Origin of the sequence: Agrobacterium sp. CFBP2214, assembly GCF_030209895.1 — a bacterium.
Taxonomy (GTDB): Bacteria; Pseudomonadota; Alphaproteobacteria; order Rhizobiales; family Rhizobiaceae; genus Agrobacterium; species Agrobacterium radiobacter.
On sequence record NZ_JARVRC010000010.1, the window covers coordinates 235,366 to 253,201 of the forward strand.

The 17,836-nt window shown below is 60.7% G+C and carries 12 protein-coding genes and 1 pseudogene; 6 read left to right on the plus strand and 7 right to left on the minus strand.

From position 1 onward, the window contains the following. Positions 1-81: 81 nt before the first annotated feature. The 3 genes from ampC to QRN60_RS22410 all read left to right on the plus strand — a co-directional run bounded on the left by ampC (position 82) and on the right by QRN60_RS22410 (position 4,205). Positions 82-1,239: a class C beta-lactamase gene (gene ampC / locus QRN60_RS22400; protein WP_129566723.1), complete on the plus strand. Its 1,158-nt coding sequence runs from the start codon at positions 82-84 to the stop codon at positions 1,237-1,239. A 133-nt stretch (positions 1,240-1,372) separates the two neighbouring features. Continuing rightward, positions 1,373-2,536 carry an MFS transporter gene (locus QRN60_RS22405; protein ID WP_129567375.1) on the plus strand — a complete coding sequence of 388 codons (1,164 nt, stop codon included), beginning with the start codon at positions 1,373-1,375 and terminating at the stop codon, positions 2,534-2,536. A gap of 346 nt (positions 2,537-2,882) precedes the next feature. Continuing rightward, complete coding sequence (locus QRN60_RS22410) at positions 2,883-4,205, plus strand: solute carrier family 23 protein (protein ID WP_035213212.1); 1,323 nt, start codon at positions 2,883-2,885, stop codon at positions 4,203-4,205. An 81-nt stretch (positions 4,206-4,286) separates the two neighbouring features. Here the strand turns inward: QRN60_RS22410 and QRN60_RS22415 are convergent, their stop codons facing one another. The 4 genes from QRN60_RS22415 to QRN60_RS22430 form a co-directional block, all read right to left on the minus strand. Next, the gene (locus tag QRN60_RS22415) at positions 4,287-4,859 is read right to left on the minus strand and encodes a cytochrome b (protein ID WP_080864989.1); all 573 of its coding nucleotides are present in this window, start codon (positions 4,857-4,859) and stop codon (positions 4,287-4,289) included. 66 nt (positions 4,860-4,925) lie between these two features. Then, positions 4,926-6,464, minus strand: a complete 1,539-nt coding sequence (locus QRN60_RS22420; protein ID WP_080864990.1) for an MFS transporter — start codon at positions 6,462-6,464, stop codon at positions 4,926-4,928. A 164-nt stretch (positions 6,465-6,628) separates the two neighbouring features. Continuing rightward, on the minus strand, positions 6,629-7,693 hold the full coding sequence (locus tag QRN60_RS22425; RefSeq protein WP_080864991.1) for an ATP-binding protein: 1,065 nt from the start codon (positions 7,691-7,693) through the stop codon (positions 6,629-6,631). Beyond that, positions 7,690-8,379 carry a response regulator gene (locus QRN60_RS22430; protein WP_003508238.1) on the minus strand — a complete coding sequence of 230 codons (690 nt, stop codon included), beginning with the start codon at positions 8,377-8,379 and terminating at the stop codon, positions 7,690-7,692. The genes QRN60_RS22425 and QRN60_RS22430 overlap by 4 nt, the downstream gene beginning before the upstream one ends. 163 nt (positions 8,380-8,542) lie before the next feature. On the opposite strand from QRN60_RS22430, the gene QRN60_RS22435 reads away from it, so the two are divergent. Together QRN60_RS22435 and QRN60_RS22440 are read left to right on the plus strand one after the other, a co-directional pair. Next, positions 8,543-9,709: an efflux RND transporter periplasmic adaptor subunit gene (locus tag QRN60_RS22435; RefSeq protein WP_129567376.1), complete on the plus strand. Its 1,167-nt coding sequence runs from the start codon at positions 8,543-8,545 to the stop codon at positions 9,707-9,709. A gap of 14 nt (positions 9,710-9,723) precedes the next feature. Continuing rightward, a complete protein-coding gene (locus QRN60_RS22440; protein ID WP_129567377.1) occupies positions 9,724-12,804 on the plus strand; it encodes a multidrug efflux RND transporter permease subunit in 3,081 nt (1,026 codons plus the stop codon). Between the two features lie 43 nt (positions 12,805-12,847). Here QRN60_RS22440 and QRN60_RS22445 read toward each other — a convergent pair whose 3' ends face one another. Beyond that, positions 12,848-13,732: an SDR family oxidoreductase gene (locus tag QRN60_RS22445; protein ID WP_080864994.1), complete on the minus strand. Its 885-nt coding sequence runs from the start codon at positions 13,730-13,732 to the stop codon at positions 12,848-12,850. Between the two features lie 107 nt (positions 13,733-13,839). On the opposite strand from QRN60_RS22445, the gene QRN60_RS22450 reads away from it, so the two are divergent. After that, positions 13,840-14,658 (plus strand): helix-turn-helix transcriptional regulator, encoded by an 819-nt coding sequence (locus QRN60_RS22450; protein ID WP_080864995.1) that lies wholly within the window; start codon positions 13,840-13,842, stop codon positions 14,656-14,658. A gap of 15 nt (positions 14,659-14,673) precedes the next feature. Here QRN60_RS22450 and QRN60_RS22455 read toward each other — a convergent pair. Further along, positions 14,674-16,225, minus strand: a pseudogene (locus QRN60_RS22455) (FAD-dependent monooxygenase). Between the two features lie 427 nt (positions 16,226-16,652). Then, positions 16,653-17,834, minus strand: a complete 1,182-nt coding sequence (locus QRN60_RS22460) for a citrate/2-methylcitrate synthase (RefSeq protein WP_223565229.1) — start codon at positions 17,832-17,834, stop codon at positions 16,653-16,655. Between the last annotated feature and the right edge of the window lie 2 nt (positions 17,835-17,836).

Sequence of the window (17,836 nt, forward strand, 5' to 3'; positions counted from 1 at the left end):
CAATGTAGGGCGGTTAAACGTTTTTCGCTGGGGATGGCGAACAAGCAGAAAATCCACTCAAGGTTTTGGAGAATGCGAAAGATGAAACTTAATCGCAGACATATCGCACTGGCTGCCTTGCTCTCGACGAGCCTGTTCACGCAGGCCTTTGCCGCCGATGAAACGAGGCTGAAAGCGATAACGGATGCCGCGATCAAGCCGGTCATGGAGAAGAACGGCATCCCCGGTCTTGCCGTTGGTATCAGCGTTGATGGTCAGAGCCACATCTTCACCTATGGTGTCATGTCCAAAAGCACGAATGAGCCCGTGACCCCGCAGACGCTGTTCGAACTCGGCTCCATCTCCAAGACATTCACCGTCACGCTCAGCACCTATGCCGAGATAAACGGCCAGCTCTCGCTTTCCGGCAAGGTTGAAGATTATCTTCCCTCCATGAAGGGCAAGCCTTTCGGCGATGTCACGCTGATGCATCTCGGCACCCACACTGCCGGCGGCTTTCCGATTCAGGTGCCCGACAACATCAAGACGGAACAGCAGTTGCTGGCCTATCTCAAGGCCTGGAAACCCTCCTATAAGCCCGGAACGCACCGAAGCTACGCCAATCCCAGCATCGGAATGCTGGGATACATCACCGCAAAAGCCATGGGGCAGAGCTTTGATGGCGCCATGCAGGACACGCTGTTCCCCGCGCTTGGCCTGAAGAACACCTTCACCGTGGTGCCCAAGGCAAAGATGGGTGACTACGCGCAAGGTTATAAACGAACCGGCGAACCGGCCCGCATGACGCCCGCCATTCTTTCATCCGAGGCCTACGGCGTCAGATCGACAGCGCAGGACATGATCCGCTTTGTCAACGCCAATATGGGCCTTGAAAAGCTGGACGGAAAAATCCAGCAGGCGCTCATCAACACCCATACGGGATATTTCAGCGTCGACGCCATGACTCAGGATATGGTCTGGGAGCAATATGCCCATCCAACGCCGCTTAAGACGCTGCGAGAGCTGAATTCCGGCGCCTTGCTCAAGACCGTTCCGGTCTCCGAAATCTCGCCGCCGATGAAGCCGCGTCAGGATGTCTTCATCAACAAGACCGGCTCCACCAATGGTTTCGGTGCCTATGTGGCGTTCATCCCCAGACAGAAATTGGGCATCGTCATTCTGGCCAATAAAAACTATCCCAACGAGGAACGTGTCTCCGCGGCCTATGAGATCCTGACGGCGCTTGAAAAGGTGGAATAGGAAGCGGCATTTCGGTGCTCCTCATTGCGGCGCGGGAACTCGTTACCCTCGCGCCATTCGCACCGGTCACCCCGGAGGCGGGTGGTGCCCGCGCCGTCATCAGGCCATCACGCTTCGGTTCTAAGGGTGGACGATGCACTCTCGTTACGTCCTCCTTCTCATTGCTCTTACCCAGATAACCGGCTGGGGTGCGGTTGGCATCCTGCCCGTCCTGGCCGGCCCGGTCGCGGCAGAATTTGCGACCTCCCTGCCATCGGTTTTTGTGGGAACCTCTGTCATGTTCGCGGCAATGGGGCTTGCCGCGCCTTGGGTGGGTCGCGCGTTCCGGCGGTTCGGTACGCGGCGTGTCATGGCGACCGGTGCCGGCATCATGGGATTGGGCCTGTTCCTGCTCGCCCTGTCTGTGAACCTCACCATGTTCTGGATGAGCTGGGCGTTGACGGGACTTGCCGGCGCGATGTTCCTCACAACGTCTGCTTATGCCTATATTGCCGAATATGCAGCGGACAGGGCGCGCAGCCTGATTGGAACGCTGATGCTGGTGACCGGACTGGCCGGCAGTATCTTCTGGCCGATCACCACGTTCCTCGATCACGGGCTGGGATGGCGCGGCGCTGTCTCCATTTACGCCGGTATCATGCTCATGGTTGTCTGCCCGCTGGTGTTTTTTGGCCTGCCGGTCACCGATGGAGCGGCTCAGCCCACGGCGAGACCGGGCAGCGAGAGAAGAGGGCGGGTTTTTATCTTTCTGGTCACCGCCATCGCCTTGAACAGCTTTGTCACCTTCGGCATCGATGCTCTTGGCATACAGCTTTTGCAGACGATGGGAATGGAGCTTGCCGGCGCCGTTGCGGTCGCCTCCCTGCTCGGTGTTTTCAAGGTTGGAGGGCGCGTCATTGATCTCGCGGGTGGACAAAAATGGGATGGGCTGTCCACGGCGGTCATATCGGGGGTGATGATCCCCATGGGCCTCACCGCAATCTGGCTCGGAGGGGCGGGATTTCTGTCTGTGGGCGGTTATCTTGTGTTGTTCGGTATCGGCAGTGGCGCCTTTGCCGTCGCGCGGGCGACCATGCCGCTGGTGTTTTTCGAAAAGTCTGATTACGCGGCTGCAATGGCCACCATCGCCCTGCCGATGAACCTGATCAACGCCCTGGCTCCGCCGGTGCTGGCGGCGTTGATGGGCAGTATCGGCCCACACGCGGTGTTTGCCGTGCTCGGTATCATGAGCACAGCGGCATTGGCGGTCCTGCTGCGGTTGAACGGTATGAGGGCGAAGCCAGCCCCGGCTGAATAATCATTTGGGACGGTGTCGCGAATGTCGCGTCGCGGTCCCCAAAAGGAGACCTCGGGTCAAAACGACGGGATGCTACGGCACGAGGAAAGCCAGGGCAGGCAAGGTGGTGCGGCTTCAACCTTCACGATTACACTTCGCCGCCAATCTGCCTCAAAAATGCATCCCGGTGGAAACAATCCATTCCCGATGACAGCGACATCTAATCGCGCTAACGGAGAAAAGATGCGCCGGCTGCCGATTCGATCTCGGTTACACGCGCAAATCATAAAAGCAAATCTTTGCGCGGCTACGAACTGAAACGGGAAAGCCCGGGAAGCGCGTGCCGGCTGTTTCCTGGGGGGACGACATGAGCGATACCGGTGGTTATTTTCCGCGCTGGCGATTGAAAACCGAAGGGCGCATCCTGCCCGATGAGCGGCTGCCTGCGGGACAGACAGCGGTGCTCGGTCTTCAGCATGTCGTGGCGATGTTCGGTTCCACGGTTCTTGCGCCGCTGATCATGGGGTTCGATCCGAATGTCTCGATCCTGTTTTCGGGTATCTCGACGCTCATTTTCTTCATTGCCGTCGGCGGTCGTGTGCCGAGCTATCTCGGCTCCTCCTTTGCCTTCATCGGGCCCGTGCTTGTGGCAACGGGTGCAGCCGCGGGTGCGGCAAGTCCTGATATCGCGCTGGCACTCGGCGGCATCATCGCCGCCGGTGTGCTCTATGCGCTGATCGGCGTCATCGTCATGATCGCTGGCCATAACTGGATCGAAAAGTTGATGCCGCCGGTTCTGACCGGCGCGATCGTTGCAGCAATCGGTCTCGTTCTCGCCCCCATTGCGATCGCAAGCGCTTCCGGCTCCGGCCCCGGCAATCCCGATGGCGACCAGCTGTCGCGCTGGATTGCGATCCTGACTGTCACATCGGTCGGTGCGATTGCTGTCTATGCCCCCGGCATGGCGCGCCGTTTGCCCATTCTTCTCGGCGGCGCGATTGCCTATCTCGCTTATCTCGTGCTCGCCAACGGCTTCGGCTTTGGCAAGTCTGTCGACTTCTCGGGCGTGGCGGCTGCACCGTGGTTCGGATTGCCGACATTCACCGCACCGGTGTTTTCAGGATCCGCGATTGCCCTGATCGCGCCGGTCGTCGTCATTCTGGTGGCAGAAAATCTCGGACATATCAAGGCGATAGGCGCGATGACCGGGCAGAACCTTGATCGTTATCTCGGCCGCGCCTTTATCGGCGACGGCATTGCGACGATGTTTTCAGGCGCCTTCGGCGGAACCGGCATGACGACCTATGCCGAAAACATGGGCGTCATGGCGATAACCCGCATTTTCTCGACGCTCGTCTTCATCGTGGCTGCACTGGTCGCCATCATTCTCGGCTTCTCGCCGAAATTCGGTGCGCTCATTCAGACTATACCGGGGCCGGTCATCGGCGGCCTTTCCGTCGTGGTCTTCGGCCTCATCGCGGCGACCGCCGGGCGTATCTGGGTTGAAAACAAGGTCGATTTTTCCGAACCGCGCAACCTCATCACCGTGGGTATCGCGCTGGTATTGGGCGCGGGCAACTTCAAGCTTAATGTCGCCGGCTTCACGCTTGATGGTATCGGCACGGCAACAATCGGGGCGATTGCCTTTTACCACCTGCTGGGCCTTGGCAGGCCGGCGTCGGGCAAGTGATTGCCTGCCGCCTGAACATCCACCATCTAAAGAGGCAGCATCGGTTTTCCGATGCTGCCGGAATTTATCGGTCAAGCCCCGTCACAACATGCGCGGAAGCACATCGGTCGGGCCGCGCCTGTCCATGAGCCTGTGTTTGAGAGCACCCAGCACATGAAGGCCGATCAGGATCAGAATTGCGTAAGCGCCGTATCGATGCAGCGTTTGGAAAATCACGAAGGCGCTGTCGTTTTTGGGAAGCAGCTCCGGCAGATGTGAAATTACGAAAAACGGTACCCCGTCGCTCTCAGAAAAACTGCTGGACAGCGAATATCCGAGCAGCGGCACAAGGAAAGTCAACAGGATCAGGAGCTTGTGTACCGCATGGGAGAGAATTCTCTCCCATGGCGCCAGAGCCGCTGGCGCTGAAGGCATGATCTGCCTGTAGCGCCAGCGAAGCGCCAGATGAACGAGGGCAAGCAGCCAGACCAGAACACCGAACTGTTTATGGTTGGGATAAAAGATCGAGGCGGTGGCCATGTCGCTTTCCGGCAATCGCGTCATGTACCAGCCGGATGCGATAAGCCCGATGATGAGCGCCGCCCTTACCCAATGCAGACAGCGTATCGGCAGGGGATATTTTACGGCTCGGCTCTCATTGATGATGTGTGACATCGCAATATCTCCGTGATCGAGGTCCATTCGGCCCGATTGATTTTGGCGAATGATGAAAAGACGGGCTCAGTGGCCCGCCTTCACATTTTTCAGGGCAAAGAAGACCGCTGCCGAAAGCAGTCCGATCAAGGTTCCCGCTGCGGTCAGCAGAACCGCATGCGCCTGTGAAAAGGCGCTCTTGCCGGCGGTTACCAGCGCTGCCGCGAGGTCTTGCGGCAATTTTCCAGCCAACACGTAGGTATCGCCGATCGAGTGGCTTGCCGCGTCGGCCAGTTGTGGCGGAATGCCGGCCGGCAGCACCAGCGCCCCCATGTAGATCGCCGATAGCGCCACGCCAAAGAAAGTGATGCCGAGGCCCGCGCCGAGTTCGTAACCCGTTGCCTCCAGGGAGCCGGCAGCGCCCGCCTTTTCAGCCTCAACTGCGCCCATGATGGCAATCGACGAGGCGGTCAGGCCGATGCTGAGGGATAGGCCGAGCAACGTCAGGCATGCCGGCACGGCGAGGCCAGGATCATGGAAATCGGACTGCGCCAGCGTCACAAGGCAGGCGGCGGCAACAAGAAGCGAGGCGCTCGCAACCGCCCGAAGGCCGAGACGGTTCGACAGGAAGCCGGCAACCGGGCCGCCAACGGCCGCCGCGACCATGATGGGCAGCATGAAGAGGCCGGCCTGCAGCGGCGACTTGCCGAGAACGAACTGCAGCTCCTGCGCAAGCGTAAGCTCGACGCCCGCAAGCGCTCCGGCGGTGACGACGGCCATGCCGACACCCGTGACGATGGCCGGGCGGGAAAAGAGCGTCACGTCAAGCATCGGCTCTGCGACGGAGAGCTGGTTACGAACGAAGATTGCAAGGGCAGTCGCGCCGATCAGAAGGGCCAGTCCGACGATTGCGAGCGGCTCTTTACCGCTGAAACCGGTTTTGGCGGCAAAGACCAGTCCGATGATCCCCACGATCAAAAGCAGGGCCTGGCTTATCTGCCATTTGCCCGGAGAGAGGATTTCCTTTTCCGGGAGGATGAAGGCGATGATCGGCATGATCACAAGCACCACGGGAACATTGATGAGGAAGACCGATCCCCACCAGAAATGCTCGAGAAGGGCGCCGCCCACCAGCGGGCCGACCGCCGCACCCGCTGCGCCGACCGTTCCCCAAAGGCCGAGCGCCATGGCGCGCTCGCCCGGATCTTCGAATGTGCGCCTGATGATGCCAAGCACGCAGGGCATGATCATCGACGCGCCAAATGCAAGCAGGATGCGTCCGGCGATCAACATCGACGGCGTGAGCGAAAACGCCGCCACGACGGAGGCGAGGCCAAAAACGAACAGGCCCGTCAGCAGCATTTTCCTGTGGCCGATTCTGTCGGCGAGGGTGCCCATCGGCACCAGCAAACCGGCCATGAGCAGCGAATAGATATCGATGATCCACAGGACCTGTGTGGTCGATGCCTGCAGCGCAAGCGTCAGCGACGGCACGGCGATATGCAGGATCGTCATGTCGAGAACGACAGGCAGAAATGCCAGCATGACCGCAATGAGAATGATCCACCGGTGCGCATGAAGCGGCGAGGGCGGGGGGACGTGGTTCGGGTCGAAAGACACCGTCATTGTTTTCACCATCAAAATGCCAGATCGCGGCAGTGAGACGCCGCTGTTGCGGCGGCGACTACTTCCGCAGCCTGAACGCTACCGGCTGCGCTTTGTGGTTTCATGGAGGAAGTGTGGAGAATATGTGGAGATGGGCGGCAGCCGGCAGCGGGCGCTGGTTGCGGTCAGGACACCGGCTGACCGAGTGAAATTTCGAACATGGCGCCGCCTTTTTCAGATGGCGCATAACGTATCTTGCCGCCGTGAGCCTCCACGATTGCGCGAACGACGGAAAGGCCGAGCCCGTTGCCGCTCTCTTCCGTCAAGCCGGTCTGGCTACCCCTTCGAAACGGTTCGAAGGCGCAAGGAGCGATATCACCGTCAAGCCCGGGCCCTTCGTCCGTGACCCGCAAGACCGTTACACGGTTTTCAACGCCAAGGCTTATGTCGATCGCGCCGCCCAGGGCGTAACGGCGCGCATTGGTGATGAGCGCAAGGAGGGCCTGTCGAATGCGCATGGTATCGGCCCGCACCACCATATCGGAGAGGTGAAGCCGAAGCTCGAAACCTTCCTGCCTCAATTCCTGTTCCAGCACGGCGGCAAGCTGCTCTATTTCTTCCTTCAGCCGCACGGGTTCGATACGCAGCTCTAGATAGCCGCTATCGGCAAGTGTGACGGTGCGCAGATCCTCGACAAGCCGGGCAAGGGAATCCACCTGCAGCACGAGACCCTGAAGTGACGTCTCATCCGGTTCGAACACACCGTCGATCATGCCGCGCAGTTGACCTTTGAGGATAGTGAGCGGCGTGCGCAACTCGTGGGCAATGGTTGCATTCCAGAGCTTCATATCCGCTGCCATATCCTCCAGACGCTGGGCCATGGCGTTGAAGTCCTCGACGAGATGGGCTGTCTCTCCCAAAGAATGATCACCCGGCAAGGCGCGCGCCGAAAGATCGCCGTCCTTGATGCGTCTCGCGCTGTGGGCGAGGGATTCGAGCGGCTGCAGAATGCGCCGGGTCAAGCGGACGGAGGCGATGGCGGCAACGATGAGGGCGATGAAGATCAGGACGGAGAGGATGATGAAATCAACGCCCGTCAGCCAGTTGTCCTCGCTTTCAGACCAGGGATAAAAATAGAAGATGATGCTGAAGGCGATGTAAGTGCCGAAAAAGACCACCAGACCGGCAATTACCGTCATTGATGACATGGCCAGCAATATTTGGCGGCTGAGGCCTTTTTTCAGCATCATGGCTCGACCGCCAGACGATAACCGACACCTCGAATGCTGGCCAGCATGCCTTCGCCACCGGCCTGCTCGAGTTTCTTGCGCAGTTTGCTCAAGTGGCTGTCTATCGTGCGGTCCAGCGCATCCGAACCGGGCAGGCAGGCATCGACCAGCTCGCCGCGTGTAAAGGCCTTGGTCGGCGTGCGCGCAAGATGCGCCAGCAGCCTGAATTCGGTCAATGTCAGCGACAGGCGAATGGTGGCATCGTCTTTTTCGATCTTTGCCTCGTAGCTGTCGAGATCGATGGTCAGGTTGCCGACCCGAACGACGGCGCCCGCCTGCCTGAGCCCCGCGCGCCGCAGCACCGCCTTTGCCCGTGCGACAACTTCGATGGGATTGAACGGCTTGACGATGTAGTCATCCGCCCCGATGCGCAGCCCCTGAAGACGATCGACATCCTTGTCCAGTGCTGTGACCATGATGACGGGCGTATGGCCGCGCCTTTGTATCTCCGCCAGAACCTCCCAGCCATCCAGCCGCGGCATGGAGACATCCGCCAGCACGATATCTGGTTTCAGGGCGCGATGAAGTTCCAGCGCCACCTTGCCGTCACGGGCATGCACGGTGCGGAAACCTTCGCGGGTAAAATAGGCTTCGAGAATGCCGGCGATCTTCATGTCGTCTTCAGCGATCAAAACTAGTTCTGCCATCGTCTTCAAACTCCTTGATACATCCATGCCACCGAACGGCCACGCCGTCGAGTATTGGGTGCCGGCCTCCACAAAGCCGCAACAAAACCTCCACAAAGCGCAAATGCACAGAGCCTAGATAGCCGCCATCGAGCTCGTTGTTTAAAATGGATGGTGGATACTCATGCGACGCGGATCATACTTCTGGAAACTTGGCGCGCTGTGCCTGCCGATCTTTCTTCTCTGTGCCTGCAGTGATAACGGAACGGGTGACGGCGGTGCCGCCGAAACGCCGCCGCCCGCACGCGTCAGCGTCATGACCGTTCAGCCGGAACCCGTGACGGTCTACGACGAACTGCCCGGCAGGGTGTCGGCCTACCGCACGGCGGAGATCCGGGCGCAGGTGAGTGGCATCATCCAGAAGAAGCTCTTCACGGAAGGTGCCTTCGTGGAAGCCGGCACACCGCTTTTCCAGATCGATCCCGCACCTTTTTCAGCCGATGTAGACGCTGCAACCGCCGTGCTGGCGCGGGCGGAGGCGGAACTTCTGAACGCACAGGTTAAATACGAGCGCGCCAGATCGCTGTCTTCGCGCGAGATCACCAGTGCGGAATCCTTCAATAACGCCACCGCCGCCCTTGCGCAGGCGAAGGCGAATGTCGCGGAAGCGGGCGCCATTCTCGCCCGGCGAAAGCTGGAGCTTTCCTATGCGACGCTGCGCAGCCCGATCAGTGGGGTCATTGGCCAGTCCTTCATGAGCGAAGGCGGACTTGCCTCATCCTCGGCAACTGCACCATTGGCGGTCATTCAGCAGATCGATCTGGTCTATGTGGATGTTCGCCAGTCCGCGATGAGCCTGGAGGCCCTGCGTGACACGGCTTCCGGGGCAGGGACCGAAAATCCGGACGAGCTTCCGGTGAAGATCATCACCATCGCCGGCAAGCCGTTCGGCCACGATGGAAAGGGCCTGTTCTCCGACATCTCCGTCGACAGCGCCACGGGCAGCCTCGGCATTCGCATCCTCGTTCCAAACCCGGAGGAACAGCTGCTTCCGGGCATGTATATCCGGGCGATGGTTCCGCGCGCCATATACGGCGCTGCGATCCGCGTGCCGCAGGAAGCAATCATCCGCGATCCGGCCGGACGGCCGCAGATCGTTGTTGTCGGCGCAGACAAGACCGGTGCGCGCCGCGCGGTGGAACTGGGGCCGCTGGCCGACGGTCGATACATCGTCACGGGAGGCCTTGCCGCCGGAGAAACCATCGTCGTTCTGGGGCAGGATCGCGTCCAGGGTGGACAGCCGCTTGAAAGGTCGCCCTTTTCCCCTGCCGCCCCAGAGACCCGAACCTAAGGAGCGGACAGATCATGCCGCAGTTTTTCATCAACAGGCCTGTTTTCGCCTGGGTCATTGCCATTCTGATCGTGATCGCGGGGGTGATGTCCATCCCGCAACTGCCCGTCTCACGGTTTCCCGTCATCGCTCCGCCCAGCGTTTCGATCTACGCCACCTATACCGGCGCCACGCCGCAGACGATCAATGACAGCGTGACGAGCCTGATCGAACGCGAACTTTCGAGCGCGAAAAACATCCTCTATTTCGATTCATCGGCCGATTCCTCGGGTTCGGCCACCATTACCGTCACCTTCAAACCGGGCACCAATCCCGAGCTTGCGCAGGTGGATGTTCAAAACCGGCTGAAGGCCGTGGAACCGCGCCTGCCGGAACAGGTCCGCCGCGCCGGACTGACTGTGGAATCGGCATCGTCAGGATTTCTGATGATCGTTTCGCTGAAATCGAAGGACGGCTCGCTCGACGCTCTCGCTCTCGACGATTATCTCGTCCGCAACATTGCGCCGGAACTGAAACGTGTCGGCGGTGTCGGTCGCGTGCAATCCTTCGGGTCCGAAGCGGCGATGCGCATCTGGCTCGACCCCGTCCGCCTTGTGGCCCATTCCATCTCGATGGCCGAGGCGACACAGGCCATACAGTCGCAGAATATTCAGGTCGCCCCCGGCCGTCTGGGTGAAACGCCAACCGTGCCGGGCCAGAAGGTCAGCGTGCCGCTCAGCGTAAGCGGTCAATTGCAGACGCCCGATGAATTCGCGCAGATCATTCTGCGTTCTAACCCAGATGGCTCCAGGCTGACACTGGGAGACGTAGCGACAATCGAAGTCGGATCACAGACATCGAGCTTCTCCATCCTCGATGGCGGCAAACCTGCGACGGCCGCTGCCATTCAGATGACGCCCGGCGCCAATGCGGTGAGCACCTCGACCGGTGTGAGGGAGCGTCTGGCGGAGCTTTCCACGACCATGCCGGAGGGAATGGAATTCGCCATCTCCTATGATACGGCACCCTTCGTGAAGGTTTCGATAGAGAAGGTAGTCCAGACGCTCGCCGAGGCCATGGTCCTGGTTTTCCTGATCATGCTGCTGTTTCTCCAGAACCTGCGTTACACGCTTATTCCCGCCATCGTTGCGCCGATCGCGCTTCTCGGCACATTCGCGGTCATGCTGGCGATCGGCTATTCGATCAATGCCCTGACCATGTTCGGCATGGTTCTGGCAATCGGCATCATTGTCGATGACGCCATCGTGGTCGTTGAAAATGTCGAGCGCCTGATGGCTCAGGAGGGCCTGTCGCCGCTTGAAGCGACGCGCAAGGCGATGACGGAAATATCCGGCGCGGTCATCGGCATCACGCTGGTCCTGACCGCCGTCTTCCTGCCGATGGGCATGGCCTCCGGTTCGGTTGGAGCGATCTACCGGCAATTTACCGTCTCGATGGCCGTATCGATCCTGTTCTCGGCATTTCTGGCCCTCAGCCTCACGCCCGCTCTGTGCGCGACCCTGCTGAAGCCGGTCGGTCACGATCACCATCAGAAGAAAGGTTTCTTCGGCTGGTTCAACCGCGCCTTTGAGCGCCTGACCGCGCGTTATGCCGGCTGGGTCGCCATCCTTGTGCGCAAGATCGGGCGTACCATGGTGGTTTACCTCGCTATCATCGGCGCGGTTGCCTATGGATATGGCACGCTCTCGACGGCCTTTGTGCCGGATGAGGACCAGGGTTCCTTCATGACATCCTTCACCCTGCCGGCGGAGGCCACGGCCGAGCGCACCCGCGTCGTCGTCGACCTCTTCGAAAATCACGTCAAGACCCGGCCTGACATCGCCAATAATCTGACGGTGATGGGTTTTGGTTTCTCGGGCTCAGGCCCGAACACGGCGATGTCCTTCACCACGCTCAAGGAATGGGGCGAGCGCAAGACAGGCGTGGACGACGAAGTCGGCGCTGCGACGAGCGCGATGACGGCCGCCGACGAGGGGCAGATATTCAGCCTCAAGCCGCCCGCAATCGATGAGCTCGGCACGACATCGGGCTTTGCGTTGCGGCTGCAGGACCGCGCCAACCACGGGGCGAATGCGCTCGGCGAGGCTGCGGCCCAACTGACCCGGCTTGCGGCGGAGAGCAAGCTCGTGACCGATGTCCGCATCGATGGTCTTCCCAGCGGCCCGAGCGTCACCGTGAACGTGGACCGGCAGAAAGCGAGCGCGCTCGGCGTGTCCTACTCGACCATCGCCGATACGCTCGGCGGGGCCATTGGTTCGACCTATGTCAATGATTTCCCGCGCGATGGACGCCTGCAGCAGGTGATCGTGCAGGCCAGGGCCGCAAGCCGCATGCAGGTGGATGACGTGCTCAACCTCCACGTCCGCAACGATGCCGGCAAGATGGTTCGCCTTTCGGAAATCGTCACGCCGCAATGGTCGACAATGCCGCTGCAGTTCACCCGCTATAACGGCTATCCCTCGACCAGCATTTCCGGCTCCGCCGCATTGGGCGTATCCAGCGGTAAGGCGATGGAAGAAATGGAACGGCTCGCAGCCAAATTGCCCAAGGGCTTTGCGGTTGAGTGGACCGGTCAATCGTTGCAGGAACGCCAGTCCGGTGCGCAGGCGCCCATGCTGATGGCGTTTTCGTTCCTCATCGTTTTCCTTGTTCTTGCAGCACTTTACGAAAGCTGGACGGTGCCGCTTTCCGTCATGCTCGTCGTGCCGCTCGGCATTATCGGCGCTGTCATTGCGGTGCATCTGCGCGGGCTGGAGAACGACGTGTTCTTCAAGGTCGGCCTGATCACGCTCATCGGGCTTTCGGCAAAAAATGCCGTGCTGATCGTGGAATTTGCCCGAAAACGCCAGCGGGAGGGGCAGACGCTTACTGATGCCGTCATTGCGGCATCACGCCTGCGTCTGCGGCCGATCGTGATGACATCGCTCGCCTTCACGCTCGGCATCGTGCCGCTTGTCATCGCCAAGGGCGCGAGTTCGGAGACGCAGAACGCCATCGGCACCGGCCTTTTCGGCGGCATGATTTCGGCGACCGTGCTGGCGGTGCTCTTCGTTCCCGTCTTTTACGTCGTCGTGGCCCGTCTGCGCCGCAACTGATGCTGGAGGCAGGCGTCCGCCTCAGCGGACGCCTGCCTCCAGATTAGTAGTCCATGGCTCTGAGATCATCGAGCAGGTTCGGCCCTTTCGGCTCCCAGCCGAGCTTCTTCCGTGTCAGGGCGCTGGAGGCCCTGAGATCCATCGAAGCGAACAGGGCAAACCAGCCGAAATGGCCGGCGGCCTCATCTTTGCCTATGGAAACGAGTGGCAGCCCCAGCCCCTCGGCAACGATCCCGGCAATATCGCGCACGACAACGCCTTCTTCCGCCACGGCATTATATCGAGCACCCCGTTCACCCCGAACGAGCGCCATCACGTATAGCTTTGCCACATCGTCCACATGACCGGCGGACCAGCGATTGCCACCGTCTTCGACATAAGCGACGACGCCTTTGTCGCGCGACATCTCGATATAGGGCGAGATGAGACCCTGCTTCACCGTGTCATGCACCTGCGGAAGCCTGATGACGCCGAGATTGACGCCCGCCTGCAATAGCTCCTGGCCCGCCAGTTCGGAGGCGATGCGCGGGTTGAAATGATGCGTGTCGAACACATTCTCCCGTGCAGGTTCGCCATTGCCGGGATCACCCATGCCGACCCCTGAGGTGATGAGCATCGGCCGTTCGGAGCCAGCCAATACAGAGCCCAGCGCCGCGATCACCCGGCGATCCTTTTCGCAATTGGCGGCAAAATTCGCAAAATCATGATCGAAAGCCGTATGGATGACGGCATCGGCAGTTTCCGCACCCGCGGCAAGCCCTGCCGCATCTTCCAGCGTGGCAATATGGGCGGAAGCGCCTGCGGCCTGCAACGCTCTTGCGCCGGCCTCCGAGCGGGTGAGACCGGTCACCTCATGGCCACTCGCCAGCAGTTCGCGAAGAATCCGGGAGCCGATGAACCCGGTGGCACCTGTCAGAAAAACACGCATATAAATCTCCCGCGTTGACGGGAGAGGTGATCTCATGAAGAATTGTCCTGTTAAAGTAGTGACCTTATCATGGTATAACTCTCAACAGGCTGCGGCGGGGAAATGCAATGACGGACAATGCACTCAGCACCTTCCTGCGCGATCGTCGCCTGCGGCTTGATCCTGCAACGTTCGGTTTTGCCGTCGGCCGCCGCCGCACACCGGGTCTGCGCCGGGAAGAGGTCGCCCAGCGCGCCAACATAAGTCCGACCTGGTATACCTGGCTGGAACAGGGTCGTGGCGGTTCGCCCTCGGCGGATGTGCTGGATCGCATCGCCAAGGGATTGATGCTGACCGATCCCGAGCGCGATCACCTGCATATACTGGCCTTCGGACATCCGCCCGAGCAGCGTTACCGTCAACCCGAGACCATAACGCCCCGGCTACAGGGCGTGCTAGACGCCATGCCCTTCAGCCCCGCCATCATCAGGACGGCGACATGGGATGTTCTGGCATGGAACCGGGCCGCCGCCCTCATCCTGACGGATTACAGCAAACTGGCGAGGGAGAACCGCAACATTCTGCGTCTGATCTTCTCCGATGAACGGGTGCGCACCGCCCAGGAGGACTGGCGCAATGTCGCCCGTTATGTCGTCGGCGCGTTCCGGGCGGATGCTGCGCGCGCCGGTGCTGGGGCCGGCATCCAGCAACTGGTCGATGAGCTCTCTGCTGCCAGCCCCGAATTCAAGGCCATGTGGGATGACAATGAGGTCACAAGCATGCATGAGGGCCTCAAGCGCCTCCACCACCCGGTTCTCGGAACGATCGAACTGGAGTTTTCAAGCTTTGCGGTGGAGGGACGCTCGGATCTCAACATGATGGTCTATAATCCCGCCAATCCCGAAATGACCGAACGGTTTCGCTCGCTGATCTCAAAATCCGCTTGATCCCATCACGCCGTCCTATCCACAATCGGGGCGCTCCAGTTCCAGAACCGAGACGCCCAGCCAGCGAACGATACTCTCTTCAAGTTCCGCCTCGTCGGGGGTGGCGTCACAGGCCCATGCGACAATGCCATCGGGGCGTACCAGCAAGGCACTCAGTCCCATTCGATCTTCGGCATCCACCGCAACGTAGTCTAGCCGATCAGACCAGCGTTCCGCGACATTGCCGAGCATTGGGCGCGCATCGAAATCGAGTAGCACCGCATGGCAGCTCCGCAGGTGCTCATTCAGTCTTGTGCCGTCAAGGAGCGCGAAATCCGGCGCGCTGCGGCCGACAAGGGCTTGGGGAGAGCCAAGATCGTAGCGGATACCGATGCCCCAGACGCGCTCGGCGAAATAGGTTGCGCCATCGCGCGTGGCGGCGAGATCGCGGATGATGCCTTCCAGCGCCCGCGAGCTTCGGCTGGGCCGCATCAGCGCCACCTGCGCACGCGACCAGTCCAGAACCTGCGAGGCTATGGGTTGCCGCTCGCTGGCATAGCTGTCGAGCAGGTCCGGCGATGCGTCGCCGCGAATGACCGCAGCGAGTTTCCAGCCAAGGTTCATCGCGTCACCAAGGCCGAGATTGAGCCCCTGGCCGCCCAGTGGCGAGTGAATGTGGGCGGCATCGCCCGCCAGCAGCACGTGTTTCCGGCGATATTCCACCGCCATGAAGGCACGGTCGGTCCATGTGGTGGCCAGATCAAGCCTTGTTACCGAAACATCCGTGCCCGAGACCCTGCGCAGCACCGCTTCGACATGTTCACGCGTGATCGGTGCGGAACGATGAAAGGCGCCACCGTCGAAATCGGCCATGGCGATCGTACCTGTTGGCGTGAACATGTACATGCCAGCAGCGGTATAGTGGCGGCCGGGCTTCAGCGCCCCGGCATCGGCCAGTTCGACCTGCGCGGAATAGCCGGTGAATTCGGGTTCAGTGCCGGCAAAAACGATCCCTGCCACCTTACGCACTATGCTGCGAGCGCCATCGGCGCCGACAAGCCAGCGGCCCCGAAACACCGCGCCGCCCGCGTGAACGGCGATCCTCCTCGGATTGCTTGAAGCCTTCCACGGCAAACCCACGCCGTATCTCGACGCCCAGAGCCTCGGCCCGCGCCGCCAGAACGGTCTCTATACTCGCCATATCGGTGGCAAGGTTGCTGGCCGAACCGGCAAGGCGATAAGGCCAGCGTTGCGCGTCGATCTGGTCGTGAAAAAACTGGATGCCCGCGAAATGCCCGGCGGGCCGCCGCTGCCCTTTCATCCAGTGCGCCGTCCCAGGCGTATCACGGCCGGCCTCCCGCTCTTTGATCGCCTCGAGCAGACCGCGTCGATCAAGGCTTTCGATCGTCGGCACCGTCAGGCCGCGCAGGCCGAAGGGAGGCCGTTTCAGGGGTGAATCCGGATATGGCGATGCTTCGAGAACCAGCACCGAGCAACCGGCCCGCCTTAACTCGCAGGCGAGAAACAGGCCGACCGGGCCAGCGCCGACGATCAGGACGTCATGAAAACAAATAGAGGGTATATGCACGGTCGGACTCCTTCAGTCGATGTTCGACCGGAGCGTTTCTCCAATCCGAGACCCACACGGACGAACAGATGGATGCACGATGCATCCTTCGTTCGTCGCGGGGATCTCCGACCAGAGGCCAAAGACCAGAGCTTCCGTTACCAGAAGGACTTGGGCTTACCAAACCAAGTCTGCCTTTTCCGACGTGGCCAAAATAGCGCAAGGACTGGCGGTATGCAACGGATGCCGTTTTCGAGGCCAGTGAGGGCCATGCCAACGCTCTGGGGGCACTGCGACCTTGCCTAGTTTCAGGAGACCCTCCCGGTCTGGAAACGACCGTTTTAGCCTCGAGGCCAATCGGTTCATGCCTGTGGGCGGGCCAGAGCTCAAAATCATTATTCGCTTAAGCTTGACGTGAATGCTGCGGATGCTCCAACACCTCAATTGCCTATTGCCCCACATAGCGGGCGCGGGGTCGGATGAGTTTGTCATCCGATTTCTGTTCCAGGGCATGAGCTATCCAGCCGGCAGTCCGTGCGACGGCGAAAAGCACCAGGGCCGAGCCGCGCGGCAGCCCTAGACTGCGTCGCAGGCTCACCAGTGCTACATCGCAGTTCGGCAACTGACCGGTAGTATCGTTCATCACCTGCAGAAGCTCATCTCGCTGCGCGTCCGGCGGGAGATGGGGCAGGAGGCCGGCTGCTCGCGGATCGCCGTCCGGGTAAAGTGGATGGTGAAAGCCCGGAATAGCTTCACCGCGTCGAAGCCGTTCATCAATCACCCGTTCTACATCGCTACACCGCTCCAGTTCATCGAACAGAAGTTCGACAAGACTAGTCATGCCGCCATGCATAGGTCCGCTCAACGCCGAAAGCCCCGCATTCAGACACGCGCCGAGCGAAGCGCCTGTAGAGGCGACGACGCGCGCAGCGAATGCGGAAGCATTCAACTCATGATCGGCCTGAAGCACCAGGGCGCGACGGATGATATCCGCGCCTGCCGCATCCTTCTTCCAGGCATCCGCGAGAAGCAGGTGAACCGGCTGCGTACCGGGCTGGCTGAGGCTGCAGGCGCTGGCGACAGCCCGCAGCAGAGCGGCGGCGCCGGACCAGAGACGATTGTTTTCGCGCCTCCAAGTGGTAAGGCGGCCTGCTTCAACAAGAGGGAGAAGCGTTTGGCACCGCTCCGTCAAGGGCAGGGTGCTGACGTAGTTAAAGATTGGCTGTGGCCATGGAGCCGGGGCGGCCTTCACGTCATCGAAAGGGTTACCCTCACCGCAGTCCCATAGCAGACAAGCCACTTCCTCCAGGGTCGCCGTTTGTGAAAGCACAAGCGCGTCCTGGCCGCGATAGCGCAGGTGTCCTTCTGTTATCTCCGTAATCGAGGATTCGAGAACAGGCAGCCCCCAGTCAAGCGCGGTAGCGGCAACCTGTCCGGGACGTCGCCCGACGGTTTTCCTCTTCTTCAGCGTCTCAATGTCATGGGTGCTGTAGAGCTTGCGACGCGGGTCATCCTCAGCAGCGTTCGTCTGGATCAAACCCCGGCTGACATAGGCGTAGAGCGTTGCGCGGCTGATACCGAGCTCGGAAGCCGCGCGATCGGCGCTCATGTATTTGTCGTAAGGCTGCATTC

What these genes read in the sequence shown, in the direction of transcription:
- ampC (WP_129566723.1), top strand. Translation starts at nt 82, where the DNA reads ATGAAACTTAATCGCAGACATATCGCACTGGCTGCCTTGCTCTCGACG.
- QRN60_RS22405 (WP_129567375.1), top strand. Translation starts at nt 1,373, where the DNA reads ATGCACTCTCGTTACGTCCTCCTTCTCATTGCTCTTACCCAGATAACC.
- QRN60_RS22410 (WP_035213212.1), top strand. Translation starts at nt 2,883, where the DNA reads ATGAGCGATACCGGTGGTTATTTTCCGCGCTGGCGATTGAAAACCGAA.
- QRN60_RS22415 (WP_080864989.1), bottom strand. Translation starts at nt 4,859, where the DNA reads ATGTCACACATCATCAATGAGAGCCGAGCCGTAAAATATCCCCTGCCG.
- QRN60_RS22420 (WP_080864990.1), bottom strand. Translation starts at nt 6,464, where the DNA reads ATGACGGTGTCTTTCGACCCGAACCACGTCCCCCCGCCCTCGCCGCTT.
- QRN60_RS22425 (WP_080864991.1), bottom strand. Translation starts at nt 7,693, where the DNA reads ATGATGCTGAAAAAAGGCCTCAGCCGCCAAATATTGCTGGCCATGTCA.
- QRN60_RS22430 (WP_003508238.1), bottom strand. Translation starts at nt 8,379, where the DNA reads ATGGCAGAACTAGTTTTGATCGCTGAAGACGACATGAAGATCGCCGGC.
- QRN60_RS22435 (WP_129567376.1), top strand. Translation starts at nt 8,543, where the DNA reads ATGCGACGCGGATCATACTTCTGGAAACTTGGCGCGCTGTGCCTGCCG.
- QRN60_RS22440 (WP_129567377.1), top strand. Translation starts at nt 9,724, where the DNA reads ATGCCGCAGTTTTTCATCAACAGGCCTGTTTTCGCCTGGGTCATTGCC.
- QRN60_RS22445 (WP_080864994.1), bottom strand. Translation starts at nt 13,732, where the DNA reads ATGCGTGTTTTTCTGACAGGTGCCACCGGGTTCATCGGCTCCCGGATT.
- QRN60_RS22450 (WP_080864995.1), top strand. Translation starts at nt 13,840, where the DNA reads ATGACGGACAATGCACTCAGCACCTTCCTGCGCGATCGTCGCCTGCGG.
- QRN60_RS22460 (WP_223565229.1), bottom strand. Translation starts at nt 17,834, where the DNA reads ATGCAGCCTTACGACAAATACATGAGCGCCGATCGCGCGGCTTCCGAG.